Origin of the sequence: Parasaccharibacter sp. TMW 2.1888, assembly GCF_023167265.1 — a bacterium.
GTDB classification, from domain to species: Bacteria; Pseudomonadota; Alphaproteobacteria; order Acetobacterales; family Acetobacteraceae; genus Bombella; species Bombella apis.
Window position 1 is genome coordinate 598369 of sequence record NZ_CP030979.1, and the last position, 25439, is coordinate 623807.

At 60.4% G+C, this 25439-nt stretch carries 20 protein-coding genes and 1 tRNA gene; 6 read left to right on the plus strand and 15 right to left on the minus strand.

Features of this window, described 5'->3' with window-relative positions; genetic code table 11:
- Positions 1 to 19: 19 nt before the first annotated feature.
- From DTQ13_RS02800 to hpnH, 6 genes are all read right to left on the minus strand, one after another.
- Positions 20 to 1000, minus strand: coding sequence for a hypothetical protein (locus DTQ13_RS02800; RefSeq protein WP_248461048.1), 981 nt, complete (start codon positions 998 to 1000; stop codon positions 20 to 22).
- 172 nt (positions 1001 to 1172) lie between these two features.
- Positions 1173 to 1535, minus strand: coding sequence for an arsenate reductase (locus DTQ13_RS02805; RefSeq protein WP_043558089.1), 363 nt, complete (start codon positions 1533 to 1535; stop codon positions 1173 to 1175).
- Between the two features lie 93 nt (positions 1536 to 1628).
- Positions 1629 to 1703: transfer RNA gene (locus DTQ13_RS02810), tRNA-Thr, on the minus strand.
- A 56-nt stretch (positions 1704 to 1759) separates the two neighbouring features.
- Entirely contained in the window at positions 1760 to 2173 is a 414-nt protein-coding gene (gene dksA, locus DTQ13_RS02815) for an RNA polymerase-binding protein DksA (protein ID WP_043558086.1), read from the minus strand.
- Between the two features lie 285 nt (positions 2174 to 2458).
- The gene (locus DTQ13_RS02820) at positions 2459 to 3751 is read right to left on the minus strand and encodes a hemolysin family protein (protein WP_086442162.1); all 1293 of its coding nucleotides are present in this window, start codon (positions 3749 to 3751) and stop codon (positions 2459 to 2461) included.
- Between the two features lie 74 nt (positions 3752 to 3825).
- A complete protein-coding gene (gene hpnH / locus DTQ13_RS02825; RefSeq protein ID WP_043558082.1) occupies positions 3826 to 5025 on the minus strand; it encodes an adenosyl-hopene transferase HpnH in 1200 nt (399 codons plus the stop codon).
- Between the two features lie 357 nt (positions 5026 to 5382).
- On the opposite strand from hpnH, the gene DTQ13_RS02830 reads away from it, so the two are divergent.
- From DTQ13_RS02830 to hpnK, 4 genes are all read left to right on the plus strand, one after another.
- Positions 5383 to 6039, plus strand: coding sequence for an ABC transporter substrate-binding protein (locus DTQ13_RS02830; RefSeq protein ID WP_166651580.1), 657 nt, complete (start codon positions 5383 to 5385; stop codon positions 6037 to 6039).
- Positions 6040 to 6211: 172 nt separating this feature from the next.
- Entirely contained in the window at positions 6212 to 7387 is a 1176-nt protein-coding gene (gene hpnI / locus DTQ13_RS02835; RefSeq protein ID WP_103765264.1) for a bacteriohopanetetrol glucosamine biosynthesis glycosyltransferase HpnI, read from the plus strand.
- Positions 7388 to 7470: 83 nt separating this feature from the next.
- On the plus strand, positions 7471 to 8895 hold the full coding sequence (hpnJ, locus tag DTQ13_RS02840) for a hopanoid biosynthesis associated radical SAM protein HpnJ (RefSeq protein WP_043558074.1): 1425 nt from the start codon (positions 7471 to 7473) through the stop codon (positions 8893 to 8895).
- Between the two features lie 158 nt (positions 8896 to 9053).
- Positions 9054 to 9890: a hopanoid biosynthesis-associated protein HpnK gene (gene hpnK, locus DTQ13_RS02845; RefSeq protein WP_043558072.1), complete on the plus strand. Its 837-nt coding sequence runs from the start codon at positions 9054 to 9056 to the stop codon at positions 9888 to 9890.
- Positions 9891 to 9971: 81 nt separating this feature from the next.
- Here hpnK and DTQ13_RS02850 read toward each other — a convergent pair whose 3' ends face one another.
- A complete protein-coding gene (locus DTQ13_RS02850) occupies positions 9972 to 10958 on the minus strand; it encodes an adenosine kinase (protein ID WP_086442165.1) in 987 nt (328 codons plus the stop codon).
- Between the two features lie 251 nt (positions 10959 to 11209).
- Between DTQ13_RS02850 and DTQ13_RS02855 the strand changes: the two genes are divergently transcribed.
- A complete protein-coding gene (locus tag DTQ13_RS02855; RefSeq protein WP_232317282.1) occupies positions 11210 to 11710 on the plus strand; it encodes a polymer-forming cytoskeletal protein in 501 nt (166 codons plus the stop codon).
- 94 nt (positions 11711 to 11804) lie between these two features.
- Here the strand turns inward: DTQ13_RS02855 and DTQ13_RS02860 are convergent, their stop codons facing one another.
- From DTQ13_RS02860 to tsaE, 6 genes are all read right to left on the minus strand, one after another.
- On the minus strand, positions 11805 to 12485 hold the full coding sequence (locus DTQ13_RS02860) for a GcrA family cell cycle regulator (protein WP_408902121.1): 681 nt from the start codon (positions 12483 to 12485) through the stop codon (positions 11805 to 11807).
- A gap of 152 nt (positions 12486 to 12637) precedes the next feature.
- Positions 12638 to 13828, minus strand: coding sequence for a ribonuclease D (rnd, locus tag DTQ13_RS02865; RefSeq protein WP_248461049.1), 1191 nt, complete (start codon positions 13826 to 13828; stop codon positions 12638 to 12640).
- A gap of 121 nt (positions 13829 to 13949) precedes the next feature.
- Positions 13950 to 14279: a thioredoxin TrxA gene (gene trxA, locus DTQ13_RS02870; protein ID WP_043558061.1), complete on the minus strand. Its 330-nt coding sequence runs from the start codon at positions 14277 to 14279 to the stop codon at positions 13950 to 13952.
- Between the two features lie 243 nt (positions 14280 to 14522).
- The gene (gene addA / locus DTQ13_RS02875; RefSeq protein WP_248461050.1) at positions 14523 to 18236 is read right to left on the minus strand and encodes a double-strand break repair helicase AddA; all 3714 of its coding nucleotides are present in this window, start codon (positions 18234 to 18236) and stop codon (positions 14523 to 14525) included.
- Positions 18233 to 21310: a double-strand break repair protein AddB gene (gene addB, locus DTQ13_RS02880; protein WP_248461051.1), complete on the minus strand. Its 3078-nt coding sequence runs from the start codon at positions 21308 to 21310 to the stop codon at positions 18233 to 18235. The genes addA and addB overlap by 4 nt, the downstream gene beginning before the upstream one ends.
- Positions 21310 to 21780: a tRNA (adenosine(37)-N6)-threonylcarbamoyltransferase complex ATPase subunit type 1 TsaE gene (gene tsaE / locus DTQ13_RS02885; protein ID WP_086442170.1), complete on the minus strand. Its 471-nt coding sequence runs from the start codon at positions 21778 to 21780 to the stop codon at positions 21310 to 21312. The genes addB and tsaE overlap by 1 nt, the downstream gene beginning before the upstream one ends.
- Before the next feature lie 190 nt (positions 21781 to 21970).
- On the opposite strand from tsaE, the gene DTQ13_RS02890 reads away from it, so the two are divergent.
- Positions 21971 to 22999 (plus strand): NAD(P)/FAD-dependent oxidoreductase, encoded by a 1029-nt coding sequence (locus tag DTQ13_RS02890; RefSeq protein WP_043558469.1) that lies wholly within the window; start codon positions 21971 to 21973, stop codon positions 22997 to 22999.
- A gap of 87 nt (positions 23000 to 23086) precedes the next feature.
- Here the strand turns inward: DTQ13_RS02890 and DTQ13_RS02895 are convergent, their stop codons facing one another.
- Positions 23087 to 23380 (minus strand): putative quinol monooxygenase, encoded by a 294-nt coding sequence (locus DTQ13_RS02895; RefSeq protein ID WP_043558466.1) that lies wholly within the window; start codon positions 23378 to 23380, stop codon positions 23087 to 23089.
- Positions 23381 to 23515: 135 nt separating this feature from the next.
- Positions 23516 to 25336, minus strand: coding sequence for a translational GTPase TypA (typA, locus tag DTQ13_RS02900; RefSeq protein WP_043558056.1), 1821 nt, complete (start codon positions 25334 to 25336; stop codon positions 23516 to 23518).
- Positions 25337 to 25439 lie beyond the last annotated feature (103 nt).

Here is a 25439-nt window from a genome sequence, read left to right on the forward strand (position 1 = left end):
CCCCACAGGAAAGGGGGGCTCAGCCCCCCTGAAAAAGATGGTGCAGGCCCCACAGGCTGGCTGCAACCAGCCCCCCGCCGAGACACAGCCCTGCCAGAAACAGAAAAAGTGGTGATAGGGAACTGGTCTCCCCGGGACGCTCTGCCAGGGCAGCAAGACTGGCCCGCAAGGCTGCCAGCTCTTCCTGATGTGCCCGCTCTTCATCCTGATGCTGCCGCACCACGCTGCTCTGCTGCCTTATGAAGGTCGCCGCCTCCACAGTCGTCCGGAAAAAACAGTCGACCATATGCGGCAGAATGGCAGAAGGCAGCCCATCATCTGCTGCGGCGTCATAGACCAGAACACGATAGGCCGGACAGTGCAGCAGCGCCTTCATGAACATGGCGGACTCCGTCTCCACCGCCTGTGCACCGGCAATGACCAGAAAAACGATATCCTCTTCCACCCCATGCAGAGACTGGCCTGCTGCCCCATCACCCTGCACGGCACGGAATGTCACGTTCCGTTCTGTCCAGAAACCACCAAGGGCCTGCTCCATGCTCTTCAGCCGGTCCACCCCGACACCAATACCCAGCAGCAGCATCCGCGCCCCTTCACGGGTTGGAAAGCTGCGCCGCTGGGGCGGCGTCCCTCGCAGAAACTGCAACAGCTCTTCCCGCTGCCTGTCGGCCTTCTCTTCTGCATCCCGCCCGACGGCCAGAACCTCAAAACGGGACATGACCTGTCCCTGATGCAGATGCGCCCTCAACAGGCCGCAGACACGCACACGTTCTCCCGCATGAAGCCCGTCTCCCTCCAGCAGGGAAGGGGAGATGTCCAGCAGAATGGCCGTGCCCGTCTTTTCATCCAGCAGGGGCGTGCTTTCCCGACGGCGCCAATGGTCCGGCCGCACCTCCCCAATCACCCCTCTGACAGTAACGGGCATCTGCCAGTCTTCAAAACGGGCGCATATCTCCGAAAGGCGGCGTCGGAACAGGAGCTGTACCTGCTCGGGCGCCATGACAGGAAAACCCTTTTCCGGCCTCACCGAAGGAGCCACAGAGGACCGCCGTGAAAACACCTCCATAACTGCACCTCCTTCTCAAAAATAAAGGCCCCGAAACTGGAGCCTTCTCTATCATCTCATGAACGGAACGGCGAAGAGCCTTCCCTGCATGCCTGAAAAACCATGGTCAGGCTGTCGGAGCGAACAGCCCTTCATAAAGCTCGGGCCGGAACCCCACCGTAACGGTCTTTCCGCTCTCAAGCACGGGGCGACGCACCAGGGTTGGATGCTCCAGCATCAGCGCCACGGCACGGGCTTGTGTCAGGTCCTGCTTCTGTGCCTCATCAAGACGGCGAAATGTCAGGCTGGAACGATTGAGCAGCTTCTCCCACCCTACAGCTTCAACCCAACCTTCCAGCAGGGCAGCTGTTAGCCCGTCCTTGCGAACATCATGATAGCGGACGGGAATCCCCCGGTCCTCGAGCCACTTCATGGCCTTCTTCACCGTAGAACAGGTCTTGATCCCGTACAGGACAACCGTATCAACCATAATGACCGTGCCTCTCCAGCAAGGAAACAGAAGACATCATATTATCAGGAAAAAACAGGAGACAGATAAGAGGCTTCATCAAAAACTGAAGAATGGTGCTGCTGGCGAGGATTGAACTCGCGACCTCTCCCTTACCAAGGGAGTGCTCTACCACTGAGCTACAGCAGCACTGCTGTCCCATGGCGGGTTAACTAACCTGTTCGCCCCCGCCATGCAACCCCTAATCAGTCGTCCCGATAAATCTTTTCGTGCCGCTCGTGCCGTTCCTGCGCCTCCAGCGACAGGGTGGCAATCGGACGGGCCTCCAGACGCTGGAGCCCTATCGGCTCACCCGTTTCCTCACAGTAACCGTAAGAACCATCCTCAATCCGGGCCAGAGCCATGTCGATCTTGATGATGAGTTTGCGGGCACGGTCCCGGGTCCGCAGCTCGAAAGCCCGGTCCGTCTCCACGGTGGCACGGTCTGTCAGATCAGCCTCACGTATCCCACCCTCGGAAAGGCTGGCCAGAGTTTCCCCCGCCTCCTTGAGAAGGTCCATCCGCCAATGCAGCAGCTTCTGCCGGAAATAGGCAAGCTGCCGTTCATTCATGAACTCTTCATCATCGGAAGGGCGATAGTCAGGTGAAAGCGTGATCATGCAGAACTCCCTCTCGCAGAGCTTCCCTCACCTCACCGCTCCAAAGCGAGACGGGCAGAGAAGTCGGATGCCCGGGTTATATCGACCCCACCAGATAACGCCAAGACAGAGAACCGCTTTTTTTTAAATGGATACTCCCTGTCATCCCCAGAATATTGGCAGATTCCTCCTTCCCCTATTTTATGAAATATAATTCACAAGAGATATTCATTGTGAATTTACAGAAATTATACTTGTAATTTAATCCATATTAACTGATTTTCCCCAGCATATAAGGGGGATTTTTCAGTTCTTCGCCAAGGCCCAACGGCTGGCCCGGACCCGCAGAACACGCCGCCGCTCCATTTCCAGCACCTCAAAAAGCCAGCCAGAGAAAACCACCTTGTCCCCCTTGGCAGGCACCCGACGCAACAGGGCCATGAGAGCCCCTCCCAGAGTATGATAACGGCCATCATCCGGTGGTACGGCGATATCCAGACGGACACAGACATCATCAATCGGCATGGTGCCATCAAGGATATATTCCTCCTTGCCACCGGATTCAGGATTTTTCTGTGCGGCCACGTCCAGCGCCTCATCACCAATAATGGCCTCGAACACATCAGAGGGGGTCACAATCCCTTCGAAAGAGCCATACTCATCAAAGACAAACACGATCCCGAGGGAAATCCCCTTGAGGCGCTCGATCATCCCCTGTGCGGTCAGACTGTCCGGAATGGCAGGCGGGGTCCGCAATACAGCGTCCACGGACAGGGGCAGACCCAGCAGAAGCCTGTCCATCACATCCTTGGCCAGCATGACGCCGACAGGATGGTCCACATCACCATCACAGACCACAATGCGCCCGTAAGATGACTGGCGCAGTTTCCTGGCCAGTGTTTCCTCATCAGCATTGCGATCGACCCAGAACAGCTCGTTGCGAGGAGTCATGATGGCCCGGACGGGGCGATCCGCCAGACGGAGCAGACGCTCGATGATGGCCCGCTCCTCCGTTTCCAGTATTCCGGCCTGCATCCCCTCCTGGAGGACAGCCTTCAGCTCTTCCTCCGTCACCGTCACACGGGGCATGGAGCCAAGGCCGATCAGCCGCAGGACCATGTCCGTCGTTTTGCTCAGCAGCCAGACGACCGGCCTCGTACACCAGGCCAGCACCACCAGGGTGGATGAAAGATGGATGGCAATGGTTTCCGGGCGCCGCAGGGCTATCTGCTTCGGCACAAGCTCACCAAAGACGAGCATGGCAAAAGTGATCGCCGCCACGACACTGATGATGGCCAGCTCCCCCGCAAAAGGCTGTGGAATGGCCAGATGTTCAAAAAAATGCTGAACTCCCTCCTCCAGCTGGCTGCCCCCGAAGGCACCTTCCAGAATGGAGACAAGGGTCATGCCGATCTGCACTGTCGGCAGGAAATTCTGAGGGTTTTCAGCCAGCTTCAACGCCCGCTCCGCACCGGCAACCTTTTTCTGTGCCAGATTGGAGAGCCGGGCCCGCTTGGCCGAAATAAGCGCAAGCTCCCCCGTGGCGAAAACGCCATTAAGGAAAATCAGAAGAACAATTGTCAGGACAGGAATCATCATGAGGCCATCCTGCCCTGATCTGCCCCATGCCACAAGGACAGACGGGACAGTCAGGGCAGGAAGACAGGGGTGCCTTACTTGGCAGCCGGAGCCGCCGGGCCTTCCATACGGCCATTGATGCGGACACGCGGCCCACGAGCCGGCTTCTTGCCGCTTTTGGCTTCTTCGCCTTCGATACGCTCAAGCTGGCGGGCCACTTCATCATCGTAGCCATAAGAGGCCGGACGCTGGTTGGCCAGAGAGATTTCCGGAGCCATCGGCTTTTCCGTCTCCGGCCCCTGAAGAGCCACCTTGATGAAGTGCAGCGGGCGGCGGACCGCGTCCATCACGGCCGTGGACTCGTACCCGGAATGGACCATGCAGTCGGCGCATTTTTCATAAGCACCTGTGCCGTACTGGTCCCAGGCCGTGTCGTCCATCAGCTCCTTGAAGGTCTTGGCATAGCCTTCACCCAGCAGGTAGCAGGGGCGCTGCCAGCCAAACACGGTACGCAGCGGCTTGCCCCACGGCGTGCAGTGATAGGTCTCGTTCCCGGCCAGGAAGTTCAGGAACAGCGGGGACTGCGTGAACCGCCATTTGTGGCCCTTGCCAAGGCGGAAGATGTCACGGAACAGCGTCTTGGTCTTCTGGCGGTTCAGGAAGTGTTCCTGATCCGGCGCACGCTCATAGGCGTAACCCGGAGCCGTCATCACGCCATCCACGCCCAGCTTCATGACCTCATCAAAAAAGGCAGCCACACGCTCGGGCTTCACACCATCAAAAAGGGTGCAGTTGATGGAAACACGGAAGCCCTTGGACTTGGCAAGCTTGATGGCCTTGACCGCACGCTCGTACACGCCTTCCTGACAGACGGACGAATCGTGCATCTGCTGGTCACCGTCCAGATGGACATCCCATGAGAAGAAAGGAGACGGCTTGTAGTCGTCGATCTTCTTCTCCAGCAGAAGGGCGTTGGTGCAGAGATAGACATACTTCTTGCGGGCCACCAGACCTTCAATGATCTGCGGCATCTCCTTGTGCAGCAGCGGCTCGCCACCGGCCACGGCGATCACAGGGGCGCCCGCCTCGGTATCAGCATCCATGCACTCCTGATAGCTCATGCGCTGATTGAGGATCTTTGCGGGGTAATCAATCTTGCCACAACCTGCGCAAGCCAGATTGCAGCGGAACAGCGGCTCAAGCATCAGCACCAGCGGATAGCGCTTGCGTCCTGTCAGGTGCTGCTTGAGAACGTACCGTCCAACTCGGACAGCCTGCATCAATGGTACGGCCATTATAATCCTCTGATCATTCTCTCCATCGGGGCTGCATCACGGTATCAGGACACCCGTGCCCAGCCATGGAACATCCCTCCATGACCGGGACCCACCACGAAACCTGCCGGTTCCTTCGCAGAAGCAGCCGGGAATTGCAAGCACAAGAGAAGCTCCCTCCCCTGGTTGTCACAGGCTCCCGGCACCACATGCACCCGCTATAACGCCGACAGACTCGTTCATTCAATGATAATGCGCTATACTGCCGCCCCGACTGTAGCAGATTCACCACAGTGACGCGGCATCCTACAGGGACCCCGTGCCAAGAGTCTCATGGCCTCTTGCATGGACAGGAACATAGGAGGAAAGAACATGCACATGAAACGTTGTCTTATGTTTTCCATCAGCATGATGGCCTTGCTGGCAGGCGTCCCCGCCGCCATCGCCCCTATCTCCGCCCATGCGGCCGGGCGCACCCCCGCCGCCGCCCCGGCAGGGGCAGCCACACCACAGGCCCCGATCAGTGGCCTCTACAAAGCACTTGAGCAGTCCGAACATTCCGGGGCTGGCATCGGCAAGCGCAGCGCCATGATCGCCCCACTGGTTGACCAGGCCTTCGACATGGATGCCATCCTCAAGCGTTCGGTCGGCCTGCATTATGACCAGCTCTCCGCTGATGAACGCAGTGCCCTCATCAATGCTTTCAAACGGTTCACCGTGGCCCGCTATGCCTCCACGTTCAAGCCTGGGACGAATGCCGTTTTCACTGTCAGCCAGACTACGGAAGAAGATGGACGCACCATCGTCCACACGACCATCGGCAACAGGAATGACTCCGCCGAATCAGCCACACCCATTGACTATGTGATGGTCAAAGGCCCGAATGGCTGGCGCATCGTGGACATCCTGCTGGATGGCCATATCAGCCAGGTTGCCGCCCAGCGTTCCGACTTCAAGACCATTTTCAGCCAGAGTGGCGCCAATGGCCTGGCTCGTACGCTGACAAAGAAAGCGGATGATTTTCTACAAGACTAAAACCGGATTGCATGGCTTTTTTCTTTCCAGCTCTCTCTGACAACGTATCAGGCCATCAAAAACGTCATGACATGGCTGGCAGAGCTGTTCTGCCAGCCAGGCAGACGACCATGATACCCCTCTGCGGAGCTCTTCCACACCAGTTCCATCATTCCTGCGGACACTCCTGCTGATGCCCTCACTGCTTGCGATCGCCTCTGCCGTAAGCGGCATCTTTTCACTGGCTGGGCATCTCCAGGGGGCCATCGGCACCGGGCTGCTGCACCGTTTCCGCCGGACAGCCCATATCCCCGATGAAACATTGAGCCCCCTGCACCATGATGGCACCCTGCCAGCCGTAACCATCATGAAACCCCTTCACGGGGACGAGCCGCTGCTGGAAGAGGCTCTGGAAAGTTTCTTCAGGCAGGATTATCCGGCGCCCCATCAGATCGTCTTCGGCCTTCAGGATGAACACGACCCGGCACTGGCCGTCGTCCGGCGCCTCCAGAAGCGCTACCCCGAACGGGACATATCTGTCGTCATCGACCAGACAGAGCACGGCCCCAACCGCAAGGTGGGCAATCTCATCAACATGTTTCCTGCCTGTAAACATGATGTCCTGATCATTTCTGATTCCGACATCCATGTCAGCGCAGACTACACGGCCAGCATCGTACGGGCACTCCAGCAAGACGGCGTGCAGCTTGCCACAACCCTCTATGCAGGCCTGCCCGCCAGCAATACGCTCGTCCGCAAGCTGGGGGCATGTGGCATAAATACAAACTTCCTTCCCGGTGTCATGATGTCCCGCCTCATGGGGCGGCAGGACTGCCTGGGGGCCACCATGGCCCTGCGGCGCAAGCATCTGGAAGACATCGGCGGACTGGAAGCTCTTGTCCAGCATGTGGCTGATGACGCCGTGCTGGGGCAGCTCATCCGCCACAATGGCGGCAGAATTGCCCTGGCACCCACCATCTGCCAGACAACCGTTGCCGAAACGGGCCTGGGGGCCCTCTTCCAGCATGAACTGCGCTGGGGACGGACTGTCCGCAGTGTGGAGCCTGTCGGTTATGGTCTTTCCGCCCTCCAGCTGCCGCTCTTCTGGGGCAGTCTCTGTGTCCTTTTTGCACCAGCCCGGTTTTTTTCCTGGGCACTGCTGGGCGGGGGGCTGCTCTGCCGCAGTGCCATGACATGCCACATCGGACGGCTGACAAACTGCGCCATGCCCGGCCTTTTCCCCCATCTCATCTTCCGGGACTGGCTGTCGGCCGCTGTCATGGTTGGCAGCGCCCGTGGCACGCAGGTGACCTGGCGGGGACAGTCGCTGCACATCTCCCGTGGCAAAAAACTTCCGAAGTCCCTATAACAAGCTCAATTAACCTTGTGTGCCCCTTTTCCCGTCAACGAAACCGGCGTTGACAGGCCCGACATTATCAGGAGTGTCCGTTCATGTTGAGAACACTGTTTCTGCAGCCCCCATCTTTTGATGGCTTTGATGGCGGTGCTGGCTCACGCTACCAGGCAAAGCGGGAAATCCGCTCCTTCTGGTACCCCACGTGGCTGGCCCAGCCTGCAGCAATGGTGCCTGGCTCACGCCTGATCGACGCTCCCCCGGCCAAGATGGGCATGGGCCCCATCCTTGAGGATGTGAAGAATCGTGATCTGGTGATCATGCACACCTCCACGCCGTCCTTCCCGTCTGACGTCCGTGTGGCCAAGATGCTGAAGGAAACCAACCCGAAGCTGAAGATCGGCATGGTCGGAGCCAAGGTGGCTGTCCAGCCTGACGAAAGCCTTGCACAGGGCAGCCCGATCGACTTCGTGGCCCGCAATGAATTCGACTTCACCATCAAGGAAATTGCCGAAGGCAAGCCCCTTGCCGAGGTGGATGGCATCACATGGCGCAACGAGAATGGTGAGATCATCACCAACAAGGACCGCGCCATGATTGAAGACATGGACAGCCTGCCTTTCGTGACGGAAGTGTACAAGCGTGACCTGAGAATTGAAGATTACTTCATCGGTTACCTGAAACACCCGTACATCTCCATTTACACGGGCCGTGGGTGCAAGTCCCGCTGCACCTTCTGCCTCTGGCCGCAGACAGTGGGCGGGCATCGCTACCGCACACGCAGCCCGGAGCATGTGGCAGCCGAGATCAGGCTTGCCATGAAATATTTCCCGCAGGTGAAGGAATTCTTCTTTGATGATGACACCTTCACCGATGACCTGCCCCGTGCCGAGGCCATCGCCCGGGAGCTTGGCAAGCTGGGCGTGACGTGGTCCTGCAATGCCAAGGCCAATGTGCCTTACGACACGCTGAAGGTGCTGCGGGACAATGGGCTGCGCCTGCTTCTTGTCGGGTATGAAAGCGGCAACCAGCAGATCCTGCACAACATCAAGAAGGGCATGCGCATCGAAACGGCCCGTGAATTCACGAAAAACTGCCACAAGCTGGGCATCAAGATTCACGGAACATTCATCGTTGGCCTGCCGGGTGAGACAAAAGAAACCATCCGTGAGACCATCGAATATGCCAAGGAGATTGACCCGCACACCATGCAGGTGTCTCTGGCAGCTCCCTATCCGGGGACCTTCCTGCACAAGCAGGCCTCTGAAAATGGCTGGCTGAATGAAGACGAAGCTGAGCTGATTGATGAGAACGGCGTGCAGATCGCCCCGCTACATTACCCGCATCTCTCCCATACGGAAATCTTCAAGAGCGTGGAAACCTTCTACAAGGAGTTCTACTTCCGCCCCTCCAAGATTTTCGCCATCGTCAAGGAAATGATTACGGACCCACAGATGCTCAAACGCCGCCTGCGTGAGGGTGTGGAATTCTTCCAGTTCCTCCGTCAGCGTCACTCCTCCTGACACTGGCCTGAAGCGACTGAACAGGGAAAAGGCGGCCTCACCAGAGGCCGCCTTTTTCATGACATGCCCTGACATTCACATAAGAGCCTGATTGAGGCATCATGCGGGCCCACTGCCACACAGGGCCACCCTCTCACCTTCCTCCCACGAGCCAGACCATGACAGTTTCCTCCCCCCGCCGCGTCATTTTCTCTGCTGATGATTTCGGCATGAGCGTGGAAGTCAATGAAGCAATCGAGGAAGCCCACCGCAATGGTCTCCTCAGCACAGCCAGCCTCATGGTGGCCGCCCCTGCCTTTGAGGATGCCCTGCGGCGGGCAAAAAGACTGCCCAACCTGCGGTTGGGGCTTCATCTGGTCGTCATTGAAGGGGATTCCCTGCTGCACCTCCCCATCATTACGGACCAGAAGGGCTGGTTTGGCAGCAATCAGCTACAGCTGGGCCTCCAGTATTTTTTCTCGCCCACCACACGTGCTGCCCTGAAAAAGGAAATCCATGCCCAGTTTGAGCAGTTCGCCCGTACAGGCCTGCAACTGGATCATGCCAATGCCCACAAACACATGCACCTGCACCCAACCATCGGGCAGATGATGATCCAGACGGGCAGAACCTACGGACTGCGAGCCATCCGCACTCCCATGGAACCTGCCGGCCCACTGGGGGAAACGCCCAGCCTTGGCGACCAGGCCCTGGAGCAGTGGACCCGTGTCCTGCGCCACCAGATTCGCCGCGCTGGCATGAAAACCAATGATTCCTGCTTTGGCCTGCGCTGGTCCGGCCATATGACACCAGAACGCATCCACAGACTGATCCCACAACTGCCATCTGGTATCAGTGAAATCTATTTTCATCCGGCAAAAGGCCAGAACAGCCAGATGGCAAGCCTCATGCCCGGCTATCAGCCCGAACAGGAACTCGCCACACTCACGAGCCCTGCGACAAGAGAGCTGCTCGCTGCCCACAACATACAGACCACCACATGGGGTGCTCTCTGACCCTCCCCATCCACAACCTGCAAAAAAGGCCAGCCCTCGAACCGCAGGGCTGGCCCTTTCTCTATCCCGGCTGCATGAGCCTCAGGCTTTCAGGGCGAAGCCTTCATCAGGGCGGCCTCCAAGACGGGCAATGACATGGCCTGCGGCCTCATTCCCCAGCGTGGCGCACTCCACCAGAGACCGCTTCCGGCCATATCCAGCCAGAAAGCCAGCAGCGAAAGCATCCCCGGCCCCCGTCGTATCAACAACCTTCACAGGCTTTGTCGGAACATCATGCCGTGTAGCACCAGCCTGCACGACAGCCCCTTTCTCACCCCGTGTCACGACACCCAGCGCCACATCCCCAGAGAGAGCCTTCAGGGCCTCATCAAAATCTTCCGTCTCGTAAAGGGCCAGGATTTCCCCTTCATTGGCAAACAGGATATCAACCGATTCCGACACAAAAGAACGGAACGCCGCCTGATGACGCTGGATGCAGAACGCATCTGAGAGTGTCAGGGCCACTTTGCGCCCCGCCTCATGGGCCAGACGGGCAGCCTGATAGAACGCCTCCTGCGCCTGCGGACGATCGAACAGATACCCCTCCAGATAGGTGATGGCCGAGCCAGCCACGACATCGGCCATCACATCCTGCGGGGTGAACTCCACACAGGCGCCCAGATAGGTGAACATGGTACGCTGACCATCCGGCGTAATCAGCACAATGCAACGGGCCGTCGGGATTCCCTCTTCCCCGGCGAGCGGAACAGACGGAAAGGCAATGCCCTGCGCCTTCATGTCAGCCGTGAACTCTTCACCAGCCCTGTCAGCAGCTACCTTGCCCAGATAGGCCGTTTTCGTTCCCATACGGGCAGCCACAACGGCACTGTTGGCAGCCGAGCCACCACCGGCCACCTGCTCGACACGAATACGCTGTTCGATCCGTGCCATCGTGGGGGCATCAATCAGGGTCATGCTGCCCGGAGTGGCACCAAACTCGGCCAGCATCTCGCTGCTGACGGTGGCCAGCACATCCACAATGGCATTGCCAATGCAGAGAAGGTCATATCTGGGAGCAGTGGAAGACATAAATGGCGACTTTCTTTCGTTTTCAGGCGATCAGCCTGATACCATAACGCCCGTGGCGGGCATATCAATGCCTCTTTGCCACCCGGCATTGACAGGTTATGAAAAAGCCCCCTTTACTGGTCCCGCCACCTGGCCAGAAACATCTTCTGGCTCTATCCGGGTCGTACACCTGCTGGAACGGTGTTCCGGTATCATGTTTCAACCGCTCTGCCGTGATGCAGCCCACTCCAACCACCCGACCAAAGGAAATCATGTCTCTTCCCACGCCTCCCTCCCCCATGCCCGGTTCTGCGCCCCGCCAACGGGCTTCCTCCAGCCGCTTCAGTGGTCAGGACAAAGGCGGCTACACCGATAATGCCCGTACGCTGGTTGTCCATAATGGCATCACCATCCGTGGTACTGTCGAAAACATCGAACGCCTCATCATTGAAGGCACGCTTGAGGTAGACCACCTCACCGTCAAGGAGCTCGCCGTCGCCCCAGACGGCTGCTTCCGTGGCAAGGTCGAGGCAGGAAGTGCAGAAGTCTCCGGTACGCTGGAGGGCGAACTGACCGTTCGCAACACGCTCACCATTCGGGCCAGCGGACGCCTGCTTGGTGATGCGGAATGCCGTCGCCTGCAGGTGGAAGAAGGCGGGCAGATCACCGGCAAGCTGGGCATGATCACCGCACCACTGCCTGGCACGAAAGACCATCCCCACAACCACCCCCATGAAACGGCCGAGGCCCCAGCAGGCAAGCCCAAGGGCTGACCTGCCCCCTCATCATCTGGAAACGGAAAAGGCTGCCATTCCTGCACGGGATGGCAGCCTTTTTCATGACAGCCCGCAAGCCGCAGTCACGCTCTCAGTGACGACGATCCCGAATCTTCACATAAGCAATGGCGGCATGTTCCGCACAATAAGGCTTGCCGGGCAGTGGTGTGGCACCGCAGAAATGGAAATCTGGCGTGCCGGGATCTCCGAGAGGCCACTGGCATGTCGGCCCCTGCCGCAAGGTGCGATCGATCGTATCACGCACACGCCGCGGCGGAGCCACCTTACGCTGGGCGACCGGCGCTGCCGGACGTGCCGCTGGCTCGGCTGCTTTGGGATTTTCAGCAGGAGCCGCTGCAGCTGCTTTCGGAGCTGATGCCTTGGCGGGCTTTTCGGTCCCGGCCGGTCTGTCCGCCTTGACACTGGCTGGTTTTGCCGGCTCCTCCGCAGCAGCAGGAGACACTTTCACCACCTTGGGAGCCGCAGCCTTTTTCTTCTCCACAGGCTTGGCAGGCGCTGCGGAGGCGGCCTTCTTCTCCACAGCCTCAGATGTGGCCTCGGCCTTGCGGGTCCGGGTACGTGCCGGTTTGGCAGAGCCCTCCGCTGCGGCCTTGTTGCGGATGGGAGACGGACGAGGCGGCAACCCAAGGCGATGAGCCTTGCCAACGACCGCATTCTTCGTAATAGAAAGCTGACGGCCAATCTCAGCCGTTGAGAGACCCTGCTCCCAAAGCTCCTTGAGCCGCGCGATCAGCTCATCTGTCCATTCCATAGCCATCCACGTTTTCTCCACTCGTTCCCACAGCACACAGCCATGGCGGTCTCCCACCATGCTTAGCAGAAACCGGGCCAACCCAAAACCGGCCCCATCTCCTCACCTGCCGTGTGGCTCATCCACCAGCGCAGTTTCCGGGCAACAGGGCTTCATCCCCTGTCCACGACCTGCAACTGGCCTTTACTGACAAACAGAACCTTCTCCCCCCGGAGCAGGGCCTGCGCCTCATGCCCGAACAGTTCGGCCCGCCATCCTTTGAGAACCGGCAGGTCCGTCTCCCCCTGCGCCAGACGCTCCAGCTCATCCGAGGAGGCAATCAGCCGGGCTGCCACGCGCCCTTCCTCACTCCGGGCCGTAAGAAGAACCTTGAGCAGAGCCAGCACACCGGAAGGCGCACGGGGCCGCTCCGCCTTGCGTTTGTGCGGCAGTTCCGGCCGCTCGCTCTCCGGGCACTGCTCCCCCCGCTGTACGGCAGCCAGCAGATCACGCCCCAGATCACTTCTGGCAAAATCAGCCGTGACACCACGGATCCGTGCCAACGTCCCGCTATCATGCGGACGGGCCACGGCAATCTCCAGCAGGCTTTCATCACGAATGATTCGCTGGCGGGGCATATCCGCCTGCTGGGCCGCTTCTTCCCGCCATGCAGCCACCTCCCGCAGGACAGCCAGTACCTTCCTGTTGCCTGTGCGGGGTTTCAGCTTCATCCAGAGCCCTCTGGGATCCGGCCGGAAGAGGCTGACTTCCCCCAAAGCCGCAAGCTCATCCTTCACCCAGGGCAGGCGGCCCTGTTCCTCCAGCTGGCCCAACAGCTTTTCATAAATGACCCGCAGATGGGTCACATCCGCACTGGCGTAGGCGATCTGCGCCTTTGAAAGAGGCCGGGCTGCCCAATCGCTGAAACGGTGTGACTTGTCGATGCCCTGGCCTGTCATGGCAGACACGAGATTGTCATACCCGACCTGCTCACCAAACCCGGCCACCATGGCTGCTACCTGCGTATCAAACACATTGACGGGCAGCTGGTCGAATAAATGGAGGAAAATCTCAAGGTCCTGCCGGGCAGCATGAAAAACCTTCACGCACGCAGGCTCTGCCAGAAGAGCCGCCAAGGGAGACAGGTCAATGCCCGGCACACAGGCATCAATCAGGGCAACATCCTCACAACCACCAAGCTGGACAAGGCACAGGCGGGGCCAGTAGGTTCTTTCCCGTACAAACTCCGTATCCACCGTCACGAACGGTTCGTGACGCAGCTTCTCACAGAGGAATGCTACCCCAGCCGAGGTAGTGATCATGACAGGGGCAGGAAAATCAGGCTTTTTTGACATGGCGGCCATTCTACACCGTCTGCCGGAAACTGACCATCTCCCTCATGCGCTCCCCCTTTATGAAAACGGCCCGGCAGCAGGGTAACCCCTGCCATCCGGGCCTCATGCCATCCGCCATGGCAAAACGGCATCAATCGATATGGGCCTCCAGCCATGCCTTGAGCTGGCTCTTCGGCAGGGCGCCCATCTGCTGGGCAACCGGCTTGCCCGCCTTGAAGAGGATCATCGTCGGAATGCTGCGCACACCAAAGGTCGTCGGGGTCTCCGGGTTGGAGTCGATATCCACCTTTGCCACCGTGACACGCCCCTTGTAATCCCTGCCGATCTCATCCAGCGCCGGGGCAATCATACGGCAGGGACCGCACCATTCTGCCCAGAAATCCACCAGAACAAATCCCTCAGCCTTCAGGACATCCGCCTCAAAGCTCTGATCCGTCACAGCTACTGTATGCTCGCTCATGATATGATCCTTCCCCACACAAACACGATCTCACCTGTAGTGTCTCTGCCATAGATCAGACGCAGTGACCAGCAGCACACCCCACCATGACCGGGGCCTCATACGCCCTCATGAAATCATGACTTCTCCGGTCCTGTTACCTTCGCAGATGGACCATCTACTTGAGAAACAGGTATTGCCGTGCAGCGTAATATGTTTTCTCTATGATAAACAGAGGGTAACAGACATCATGCCATGCCCCGGTCATCGGGGGAGGTTTTCCTGTGCAGCCAGCAGAGACTCCGGCAGCTCCGTCACGGCAGGCCCATCCACCCAGACAATGAAACACCGCACGGGACAATGGGGATACAGCCCCTGCATGACACGCCGGTAGCTGGCCATCTGCCCCAGATAGGCCGATGGTACACGCTCCGGCCGGGATGGGGGGCGGCCCGTCTTGTAATCGCAGAGCCAGACCGTCTGTCCATCAAAGCGGAAGCGGTCCACCTGCCCCAGCACGACCCGACCCGACCCGTCCCCCGGGCGGCCCAGCGTACCGGACACACCCTGCTCGGCCCGGCTCCCCGGCCCGAAAAGCGGCGCAAGAACATCCATCTCCACGACAGAAACCACATGCCCTGCCAGACTGGTCACGTCCTCCTCCGCCAACCCCGGCATGGTATGCCGCAGCCATGCTTCGGCCTTCAGCCGCCGCTCTGATGCGGGCAGGTCCGGCAGGAACTGGAGCAGCCTGTGGACCAGCGTCCCCCGCTCCATGGCATCCTGACGGCGACGGGCCGGCTGTGGAATGACCAGCCCCTCCCGCATGATCTCCAAAGGGGACCGGGCCGCAGGCAATGGCCCATAGGCCGCCGCTTCCGGTCGGCTTGGGGCCAGCGGACGGGCCAGGGCATCCTCATGGGGGGCAGGGGTCACCTGCCAGTCCGGTGCCTGTCCCATCCAGGCAGGCAGAGCAGGCCGGACCGGCGCCGCATCGGGACGTATCCCCGCTACTGCCGAAGCCATGACGGGCATCTCCAGCACAAGACTTTCCCCCTCCCAGTCTCCTGCGAAAGGTTCATCCTTCACCGTCAATCCCATCCGGAAGAGACTCTCCAGATCATCATGCCCATCCCCGGACGAACCGACAGCCTCCTCTCCCAGTTGCTCTTTCAGACGGTTCATGCCAGCCAGACAATGATCATACCAACAGCTCTGACTGCTGTTCTTCTTTGGCTTCCAGCCACAGATGAGCAACGCATCACTGGCACGTGTCAGAGCCACGTAGAGCAGACGGTTCTTCTCCTCCTTCTGGCGGGCCTGCTGGTGTGCCAGAAGCTCCCATGTCCGCTCCGTCCCCATCTTGACCTGTGGTATCCAGAGCGGCCCATGTAACGCATCATCCGCAAGGCCACCCTCCGGCATATCGGCATCCAGCTCTGTCCAGAGCAGAGGGTCAGGCCGGCCAGCCGTCCCTGTCATATCAGGCAGAATGACCAGACGGGCCTGCAACCCCTTGGACCGATGGACCGTCATGATGCGCACGGCATCAATCTCGGCCTCCACCTCACGCTTGCTCTCCACCGTACTGGCACGCAGCCAGTGCAGGAAACCCTGGAGGGATGGCGGATGCTGGGTTTCATATGTCAGGGCGACCGTCAACAGTTCATCCACCGGTTCGGCAGCTTCAGCACCAAGACGGGCCAGAAGGCGGGTCCGTCCCCCCTGCACACCCAGCGCCTGCATGAGAATCTCGTAGGGTGAATCATAATCCACACGTTTGTAGAGGGCCTGCAACCGCTCCCATGCCGCCCGCCATTCCGGCCGCTCCTCATGCCGCCGGGCCAGAAGACTCCAGAGCGGCATCCCGCCCCGCCCCAGCTCACGCCGCTGCCCATCCGCCGTGGCCAGGGCCATGAGAGACTCATCACTCAACCCACCAAGGGGGGATGTCAGCACGCTGGCCAGACTGAGATCATCCTGCGGCAGAAGCAGCGCATCACAGAGGGTCATCAGGTCCTGCACGGCTGGCTGCTCCACCAGCCCGCTGCTGATGAAGCTGGCCACCGGCACATCCCGTGCCTTCAGGGCCCGAATCAGCGCCCGCAGGAAGGCGGAGCGCTTGGGCACCAGAATCATCACCTCTCCGGCCTTCAGCGGGGCCGTATCCGACTGGAGCGGACGGCCGATCTGCGCCCGTATATGCGTGGCCAGCGCATCGGCCAGACGCTGCTGGGTGCTACGCTGATCCTCGTTCTTCTCCGGCGCACGCCATGGATCAGGCACTTCTCCGGCTGTCCCATCCACAGGTACCAGAGGCCACAGCTCCACACGCCCCCCACCGCCGGACCGGGCCGAACGGTGGATGAGCCTGCCATCTTCCCCCGGCTCCCGCAGGCCGTCCCGTGCAGCCTCTCCCGCAAAAACGGCATCAACAAATTTCAGAACCGGCGAGAGGGACCGGAACGACACATTGAGCTGAGGTTCCTCCCAGAGAAGACCGGCATTCTTCACACGGCGAGCGAATTCCTGCCGCCATTTGTGGAACTGTTCCGGCTCTGCGCCCTGGAAACTGTAGATGGACTGCTTGAAATCCCCCACCGCAAAGATGGTCCGGGGACGGGGCATGTCCTCCCGCACGCCGGAACCAGAGAAAAAATCTGTCGTCAGGGCCCCGGCAATTTCCCATTGCAGGCCGGAATTGTCCTGCACCTCATCCAGCAGAAGATGGTCGATACCGCCATCCAGCTTGTACAGCACCCATGCTGCCCCCGGCTCCCGCAGGACAGCCCTCGTCCGGGCGATCAGATCATTATAATCGACCGTGCCACGGTTTCTTTTCTCATCGGCAAAACGCCCCATGACCGGCAGGGCAAGGGACAGAAAAGCCGTGTTGATCTCCAGAAGCCGCTGGATACGGATACGCTCCTGCATCTCCTGCTGGCGTCTGGCTTCATCCAGAAGACGCTGTACCAAATCAGGGGCCGCCTTGCGGGCCTTGGCCCCCAGATGGCGGCTCATGTCCATGACCCCGCCTTCCTTCGTGAACAGGAGCGACAGCAGGAAGGCATCATCCCGCTCGGCAGGATTGTCACACTCCAGCCATCTCAGGAACGTTTCGAACTTTTCCCTTTTGGAAGGCGCCAGCTGCGGCAAAGCTGCCTGAATGTCCGCCCGCCATGCCGCTTCATCTTCCAGCTGGCAGGCTTCGACCTTCAGAACCTCTGAAAACTCGCTCCCTACATCAAGAAGCCCCTGATAGGCCTCTTGCACCCGCTCCGGCCACATCTCCCAAAGCCGCAACAGGGGCTGAAGCAGACCTGACTGAGCATTGAACTGCCCAAGCAGGCCCATCAGCCTGTCAAAACCGGTCAGGCCTGCCAGAACCTGCACAGGGTCCTGATTCTGCGCCAGACTGTCCTCCAGCGCACGGCGAAGGGCCATCTGTCCGTCCGCCTCTTCCATCAGGACGAAATGCGGGTCCAGCTCTGCCTCCAGTGGGAAGCGCCGCAGAAGGGACTGGCAGAAGGCATGAATGGTTTCAATCTGCAAACCGCCCGGCGCATCCAGCACTTTCAGGAACAGCCCACGGGCACACTCCCGTGTAGCAGCCGTGTTGGGCACATCCAGTGCAGTCAGTGCCTCTCCCAGTCTTTCATCTGAAAGAGACACCCAGCGACCGAGATGGCTTTGCAGACGATGCGCCATCTCAGCGGCAGCGGCTTTCGTATAAGTCAGGCACAGGATGCGGGAAGGCTCCGACCCGTCCAGAAGGACAGGCTGCCCATCCTCACCAATCTGTTCCAGTGGCAGCATGAGACGTAACAGCCGGTCAATCAGCAGCTTTGTCTTCCCCGACCCTGCCGAGGCCGACACAAAGACGGAAGCCATGGGATTCGAGGCCTTTTTCTGTGCCGTATTGGCCTCTTTCAGGGCCCGCTGATGGTTATCCTGTCCCTGTGATGCAAGCTGGATCATTCTTCATCGTCTCCTGCCAGACGCCATTCCGCCACACGGGCAAGCTGGGTGTAATCGCTGTAACGGTGCTCTTTCCCTGCCCATGGCTGAGACCGGTAAGGCCGGGATGGATCGTCATAATCCGTCAGAAGAGTCCGCAGCTGCTCAAGAGCCGGGCCAACCAGATCACCCAGCGTCACTTTTGCCTTCACGGAGGGAATGACCACTTCCTTGCCGGGTTCCTCTCCGCCGCTCAGTTTCCAATAGGCCAACGCGTCCGTTTCCACGGCAGGCAGGCCTTCGAAAGCACCCTCTTTCAGAAAGGCAGCCTCCAGCACCAGCTGGGATGACCAGCCTGCGATCACCTCGTTGCTTTCAGGGGGTGTTCCTGTCTTGTAATCAAGGATGCGCCCCGTGGTGTCCTCCTGCCCCGGCGTATTCCACAGATCAATCCGGTCGGCCCGTCCTGTAATATGGAAGTCACCACCCGGCAGGCCCCGTAGCGTATATGCCAGAGAGACCTCTGTATGAGACGTACAGTTCAGCCGCCCCACATGACGCCAGTGCTCCTGCGCCAGTACCCAGTCGGCAATACGATGCAGGCGAGGCCGCCACCAGCTGGCAAGAGCCGGATTCACCAGGGCCTCATCAAGGGCATCATCAAAATGACGGTGCAGAATCTGTGCCGCATGGGCCGGCCATGTACCGGGATGCTCCCTGATCATGCGCTCCAGAGCCGTATGGACGATCTTCCCGTAATCGGCGTGTTCCGCCCCTTCTTCCAGCGGGGCCAGAACCTTCAGCCCCAGCACATGACGGGCATAGATGGTGTAGGGGTCCAGCTTGAGCGTATCCAGCTGGGTAATGCTCAGCCGCCGGGGGCGCAGAGACAGGGGAGGCCGTGGCTTGGGGGGAGCTACGGGCTTTGCCTCCCCGGCAGGCATGTCCAGCATGGTCTGCCACGCCAATGCCGGGTGAACGGGAAGCGTGATCTGCCTCCCTTCCAGAAACGCTGAAAGGCGCATCAGCCACCGGGCCGGGACGGCGGGTGACCCTTCCCGCCGCTGGGCATTGGACAGGATGACCTGCTCCGACGACAGGGCAGCAGATACAAAGTCATGCGCCTGTGCACCAATCCGCCGCTCCGGTGACGGCAGGCCGACACGCTGGCGCATCGGGCGGCTCATCCACGGGCCGGATTCCGCTGCGGGAGGCCAGCTGCCTTCATTCAGCCCTCCCAGAATGACGGTATCAAAAGCCAGCAGGCGGGCTTCCAGCACGCCATAGATGGAGATTCGGGGATGGGCGAGTTCCACACCCCCCTGGTAGCCCCGCAGCCCTGTCAAAGTCTTGCCCGCCATGCTGGACGTCAGAAACCCCTCCAGTGCTCTCAGGGGCTGGGGTGGCAAGTCCCCCGTATGGCTCATCAGCTCCACGAAATGCCGGGACAGGGCCCCGCCATCTTCCCCCAGCCAAAGGCGGGACCCAGGGCGGGGCTGGTCAGCCTCGTACCCCTCACCCTCCACCGCTGCGAGCTGTTCGGCTGTCTCCAGAAGAGCAGCCAGAAGCTCTGGCACACGGGCGGTTGACTCCAGCCCCAGCAGGGGCCTGAACGCTTCTTCCATCCTGTCCAGAAATATTGCGAGGCGTTCCGGGCTGTCTGGTGCATCAGCCTGATAGCCATTATCCGTCTGCTGCGCCTCCTGCAAAGCCTCAAGAGCATGGCGCAGTCCATCCATCCCCGGCTGGGGAGCCGGCCCCCGTAGCAGCCGCCTTTCCAGAAGGCGGGCACTGGCCCGGGCACGGCCGGGGCTCCCCCCCAGAGCTGCCAGCGGATGCTTGAGAACGGACAGCAATGCCACCGGGCTGAACCGGGCCGTCACGGCCTGGGCGATCAGCCGCAGGAATACGGCCGCAGGGGTACGGACCAGCGGCTCTCCTGCACTATCATCCGCATGGATGCCAAAACGCAGAAGCTCCGCCCGGACACGGTCGGCCAAACCACGATCCGGCGTCACAAGAGCACCGGAGCGCCCCGGCTGGCTGGCCACGTCCCGCAGGATCAGGGCAATGGCCTGCGCTTCCTGCTGCGAATCCGCTGCTGGCAGCAGACTGATGCCAGAAGGACGGACATCACCCACCGGCTGCCCCCAGCAGGCAATGCCTGCCTCTGGCAACATGACATGCTGGAAAAGATTTTCCCGCTCCGGCCGCAGCGGATATCCCCATATGGCAATATCCGCCCGATTTATCCCGGCCCGGGACAGGAATTCACGAAACAGGGCCTGTGGATGGGTGGGAGGAAGCTGGTTCCACCACTCATCCTCCATGCCGCAATCCAGCCCCTGAAAGACCACCATGCCTCGTGGCAGGGCCGCCACAGCCTCCAGCGCCGTGGCCACCCCGGCAGACCCATCCACAAAGCCTACGGCCCAGAGCGGATAATCCGGCGGCATATCCGCCCAGAGGCGGGCCTGCGCCTCAATCAGGGCGACCTGACGGGCCATGATGTTGCTACGCTCTTCCTCCCGTAGAATGGCAGGCCATGCTTCCGTGACGATCCGAAGGAACTCCAGCGTCTTCTGCCAGTGTCCGGCAAAATCATCAGCCACGGCTTTCGGCAGGGCTTCATATAAGTCCACACCATTCCGCTCGGCATCATCCATCAGCTCTGCCAGAGCCTGCGCCAGCGGCCAGACCCGGTCGATCGTACCGCCGTCCCGGCCTGATACGGTCGTGAAAAAAGGTGCCGCCAGAATCAGCCGGGCCAGAATGGCCAGCCGGAAAACCGGCCCCACAGAAGGCGGAACAGTCTCATCAACCGTCATGGGAAACAGGCTCTGCTGCTCCACATCTCCCAGAGCCACGATGGCAGGCAGCAGGGCCGGACGGCCATCCAGAACCCGCAGGAAGGCTTCCATCAAGGCACGGGCCACACGGCGGCCAGGCACCAGAATCGTGCCATTGTCACCACCGCTGCGCCCGTCCGGGCCAGCCTCCACCCCCACACGCTCCAGCCAGTTCTGCACGACCGTATCCAGAAACGGACAGGATGCCGGAATGGTTGCAATATTGAGCGGATGTGCCTGTCCCATCAGCCTCTCCTCCCTTCAGAAAAAGAGGACAAGGCCTTCAACCGTTCCTCCGGCCAGCCATGCAGGGTCACGATGCGGGCCTCCTCGCCGGTCCCCTGCGCAAATGTCAGATGCAGGGCCCCGGCTGGCAGCATATCCTCAGCACGATCGGGCCACTCCACCAGCATGATGCTTTCACAGGCATCATCCCATGAGAGTTCATAAAGTTCATCCGGCCCGGAAAGTCGCCAGAGGTCATAATGGAACACCGTTCCGGCTTTCGTCTCGTAAGGCTGGACAAGCGCAAAGGTCGGGCTGGGGACCTCCAGAGCCTCATCACCAGCCATATGGCGGATCAGTGCCCGGGCAAACGTACTTTTGCCGGCTCCCATCTCACCCTGAAGGGCCACACAGTCCCCCTGTCGCACCATGTCCGCAAGATGCCGTGCCAGAAGCACTGTCTGCTGCTGAGAAGAAAGATGCACGTCCATCAGACACAACGCCCCGTATCGCTACCCGTAACAGGCGCCAGCATTGCTGAAGCCTCCCCCGGACACAAGAGGGAGCCCCACAACCCCCGGCCGTTTCTCTCAGCAGAACCAGCCAATGGAGCCTGTTCCGGGCTAACATGGCCCAACAAACCTCTACTCGAGCGGCAAAAAAATGCTTATGAATACCAGCATGACACATGCAGCTTCTTCCCACACGACAGATGTCGCCATCATTGGCGCAGGCCCCACGGCACTTTTTGCCGCCTTTGAATGCCGGATGTTACGCTTGGACTGCATCCTGACGGATGTTCTGGACAGTGTGGGCGGGCAATGTGCGGCCCTGTACCCGGAAAAACCGATCTACGACATTCCGGCCCATCCCTCCATCACCGGAGGTGACCTGATTGCCGCCCTTGAAGAGCAGATCGCTCCCTTCAACGTGCCCCGCCTTCTCGGCAGCCGGGTCAGCCATCTGGAAGGTGGGCCGGGGGCCTTCACCCTGAAGAATGAGCGTGGCGATACCATCCATGCCAAGGCCATCATCATCGCTGCCGGTGCTGGTGCCTTCGGGCCAAACCGCCCTCCGCTGGACGGGCTGGACGCTTATGAGCGCAGCGGGGCCGTGCAGTATTATGTGAAAAAACGGGCCGACTTCACCGGCAAGCGCATCGTTGTGGCCGGGGGCGGAGATTCTGCGCTGGACTGGGCCCTCTCCCTCTCCGACATTGCCGAAAAGGTCTATCTCGTCCACCGGCGGGACCGCTTCCGTGGGGCACCGGAGACACTGGCGCAGATCGAGGCCAAGATCACCGCCGGGGCCATCGAAAAAGCCGTTCCCTACCAGCTGCACGGCCTGAAGGGCGAAAACGGCCAGCTGACCCATGTGGACCTCATCGCCATGGATGACACGGTCCGCTCTCTGGAAGCGGACGTGCTGCTGCCTTTCTACGGTCTCTCAACCGACCTTGGCCCGGTGGCCGCATGGGGGCTGGAGACACAGCGCAGCACCATCCCCGTGAATCCCGCCACCATGCAGACCAGTCTGGAAGGCATCTTCGCCATTGGCGACGTGGCCCAGTATCCCGGCAAGATGAAGCTGATCCTTCAGGGCTTCTCGGAGGGAGCCGTGGCCGCCCATGCGGCCCACCATGTCGCCCATCCTGACAAGGCCCTGCGCTTTGAACATTCCACAAGCCGGGGCCAGCCGGGCACGCCCTGATACGGCTCCCCCACCCACCGCCCATGGAAAAAGCAGGTGCCCTATGACGGGACACCTGCTTTTTTTCGTCTGCCGGATGGTCCCCGTTCAGGCAACGCCCTTCAGGAACACGACCCTGGAGGCACCACCTTCAACAAGGGTTTCGATGGCCTTGTTGAACACACGGCCATGCTCGGTCCCCATATGGGCCTTGAAGGCCGCCTCATCCCGGTAGCTTTCCTCGACATGGAACAGGTCCGGCTCATCTTCCAGCGTGTACACCACGAACCGCACGCAACCCGGCTCGGCCCGCACGTTCTCGGCCAGAGCCGTCAGCAGGCTGGCCACCTTCTCCCGGTGGCCGGGCAGGGCTTTCATGGTCGCATAGAGACTCTTGGTCATGACATTTTCCCTTCTTCCCTTGTGAAGCCCCGCCATCATGCCACAGAGGGGCAGACATCTGATACAGCCTGACATGGAAAAAGGCCGGAGCAGACGCCCCGGCCTTTTTCATGACCCAAAACGGAAGTCCGGGCCTCAGCCCTTCGCACCACGGGCGGCACGCTTGCGCTCGTGCGGGTCCAGATAACGCTTGCGCAGACGGATGGCAGACGGCGTGACCTCCACCAGCTCGTCATCCTCGATGTAGGCAATGGCCTGCTCGAGGCTCATCTTGCGGGGCGGAACCAGCACAACGGCATCATCCTTGCCGGAGGCACGCATGTTCGTGAGCTTCTTCTCACGCACGGCGTTCACTTCCAGATCATTCTCACGGGAATGCTCACCGAGGATCATGCCGGTGTAGATCTTCTCACCCGCATCCACGAAGAGCGTCCCACGATCCTGAAGGGAGAAAAGCGCATACGGAGTCGTCGCACCATCCTCGGCAGAGATCAGGGAGCCGTTGCGGCGGCCTTCAATCGCACCAGCATGCGGCTGGTAGGAGTGGAAAAGACGGTTCATCAGACCGGACCCGCGGGTATCGGTCAGGAACTCGCCGTGATAGCCGATCAGACCACGGGAGGGGATCATGAAGGTCAGGCGGACCTTGTCACCGCCGGACTGACGCATGTCCTGCATCACGCCCTTGCGCAGGGACATCTTCTCCACGACCACGCCGGAATAAGGCTCGTCCACATCGATGACGACTTCCTCGAACGGCTCTTCCTGCTCACCCGTTTCCGGATTCTCACGGAACAGCACACGGGGACGGCCGATGGTCAGCTCGAACCCCTCACGACGCATGTTCTCGATCAGCACGCCCAGCTGAAGCTCACCACGGCCGGCAACCTCGAAAGCCTCGCTTTCCGGGCTGTCCGTCACCTTGATGGCCACGTTGCCTTCCGTCTCCTTGAAGAGACGGTCACGGATCTGGCGGGACGTCACCTTCTTGCCCTCACGGCCACCCAGCGGACCATCATTGATGCGGAAGGTCATGGAAAGGGTCGGCGGGTCGATCGGTGTGGAGGGCAGCGGCTCCTCGATGGACGGCTCGGCCAGCGTGTCGGGAATGGTGGCCTCGGAGAGACCGGCAATGGCCACGATGTCGCCCGCTTCGGCTTCCTCGACGGGCACACGGTCCAGACCACGGAAGGACAGAAGCTTGGTGATGCGGCCTGTCTCGACCACGCTGCCATCAGCCCGCAGGGCACGGATGGGCATGTTCACCTTCGCACGGCCCTGCTCGATGCGGCCTGTCAGGATACGGCCAAGGAAGTTGTCGCTCTCCAGAATGGTGGAGACCATGGCGAACGGCTTGTCCTTGTCCAGGCCCGGGCTGGGCACGTGCTTCAGGACGAGGTCGAACAGCGGGTGCAGGTTCTCACGGGGGCCTTCCAGCTCCGTATCCGCCCAGCCCTGGCGGCCGGACGCATACAGCATCGGGAAGTCCAGCTGCTCGTCATTGGCACCGAGGGCGGCGAAGAGGTCGAACACCTCGTCATGCACCTCGTCCGGGCGGGCGTCGCCACGGTCCACCTTGTTGACGACAACCATCGGGCGCAGACCACGGGCCAGGGCCTTGCCCAGCACGAACTTGGTCTGCGGCAGGGCACCTTCGGCGGCATCCACCAGGATCACAGCCCCATCGACCATGCTCAGGATGCGCTCCACCTCACCACCGAAGTCGGCATGGCCCGGAGTGTCGATGATGTTGATGCGGGTGTTCTTCCACACGACGGAAGTACATTTGGCCAGGATGGTGATCCCGCGCTCACGCTCGAGATCATTGCTGTCCATCGCACGCTCGGTGACGGCCTGATTCTCACGGAAGGTGCCGGACTGCTGGAGCAGCTGATCCACGAGTGTTGTTTTCCCATGATCGACATGGGCAATAATGGCAATGTTACGGATGTCCATGGACGATCTTTCAGGAAGTGACAGATTGGGACAGAATGGTGCCCTTACTGCACCGAAACTGATTTTTTTGCAAATCCGAACCGTGTATCAAGCCATGCAGCAT

What these genes read in the sequence shown, in the direction of transcription:
- DTQ13_RS02820 (WP_086442162.1), bottom strand. Translation starts at nt 3,751, where the DNA reads ATGATGATTCCTGTCCTGACAATTGTTCTTCTGATTTTCCTTAATGGC.
- DTQ13_RS02890 (WP_043558469.1), top strand. Translation starts at nt 21,971, where the DNA reads ATGACACATGCAGCTTCTTCCCACACGACAGATGTCGCCATCATTGGC.
- addB (WP_248461051.1), bottom strand. Translation starts at nt 21,310, where the DNA reads ATGGGACAGGCACATCCGCTCAATATTGCAACCATTCCGGCATCCTGT.
- DTQ13_RS02855 (WP_232317282.1), top strand. Translation starts at nt 11,210, where the DNA reads ATGTCTCTTCCCACGCCTCCCTCCCCCATGCCCGGTTCTGCGCCCCGC.
- DTQ13_RS02800 (WP_248461048.1), bottom strand. Translation starts at nt 1,000, where the DNA reads ATGGCGCCCGAGCAGGTACAGCTCCTGTTCCGACGCCGCCTTTCGGAG.
- hpnK (WP_043558072.1), top strand. Translation starts at nt 9,054, where the DNA reads ATGACAGTTTCCTCCCCCCGCCGCGTCATTTTCTCTGCTGATGATTTC.
- typA (WP_043558056.1), bottom strand. Translation starts at nt 25,336, where the DNA reads ATGGACATCCGTAACATTGCCATTATTGCCCATGTCGATCATGGGAAA.
- DTQ13_RS02830 (WP_166651580.1), top strand. Translation starts at nt 5,383, where the DNA reads ATGAAACGTTGTCTTATGTTTTCCATCAGCATGATGGCCTTGCTGGCA.
- tsaE (WP_086442170.1), bottom strand. Translation starts at nt 21,780, where the DNA reads ATGGACGTGCATCTTTCTTCTCAGCAGCAGACAGTGCTTCTGGCACGG.
- hpnJ (WP_043558074.1), top strand. Translation starts at nt 7,471, where the DNA reads ATGTTGAGAACACTGTTTCTGCAGCCCCCATCTTTTGATGGCTTTGAT.
- DTQ13_RS02805 (WP_043558089.1), bottom strand. Translation starts at nt 1,535, where the DNA reads ATGGTTGATACGGTTGTCCTGTACGGGATCAAGACCTGTTCTACGGTG.
- dksA (WP_043558086.1), bottom strand. Translation starts at nt 2,173, where the DNA reads ATGATCACGCTTTCACCTGACTATCGCCCTTCCGATGATGAAGAGTTC.
- hpnI (WP_103765264.1), top strand. Translation starts at nt 6,212, where the DNA reads ATGCCCTCACTGCTTGCGATCGCCTCTGCCGTAAGCGGCATCTTTTCA.
- addA (WP_248461050.1), bottom strand. Translation starts at nt 18,236, where the DNA reads ATGATCCAGCTTGCATCACAGGGACAGGATAACCATCAGCGGGCCCTG.
- DTQ13_RS02895 (WP_043558466.1), bottom strand. Translation starts at nt 23,380, where the DNA reads ATGACCAAGAGTCTCTATGCGACCATGAAAGCCCTGCCCGGCCACCGG.
- DTQ13_RS02860 (WP_408902121.1), bottom strand. Translation starts at nt 12,485, where the DNA reads ATGGAATGGACAGATGAGCTGATCGCGCGGCTCAAGGAGCTTTGGGAG.
- hpnH (WP_043558082.1), bottom strand. Translation starts at nt 5,025, where the DNA reads ATGGCCGTACCATTGATGCAGGCTGTCCGAGTTGGACGGTACGTTCTC.
- rnd (WP_248461049.1), bottom strand. Translation starts at nt 13,828, where the DNA reads ATGGCCGCCATGTCAAAAAAGCCTGATTTTCCTGCCCCTGTCATGATC.
- DTQ13_RS02850 (WP_086442165.1), bottom strand. Translation starts at nt 10,958, where the DNA reads ATGTCTTCCACTGCTCCCAGATATGACCTTCTCTGCATTGGCAATGCC.
- trxA (WP_043558061.1), bottom strand. Translation starts at nt 14,279, where the DNA reads ATGAGCGAGCATACAGTAGCTGTGACGGATCAGAGCTTTGAGGCGGAT.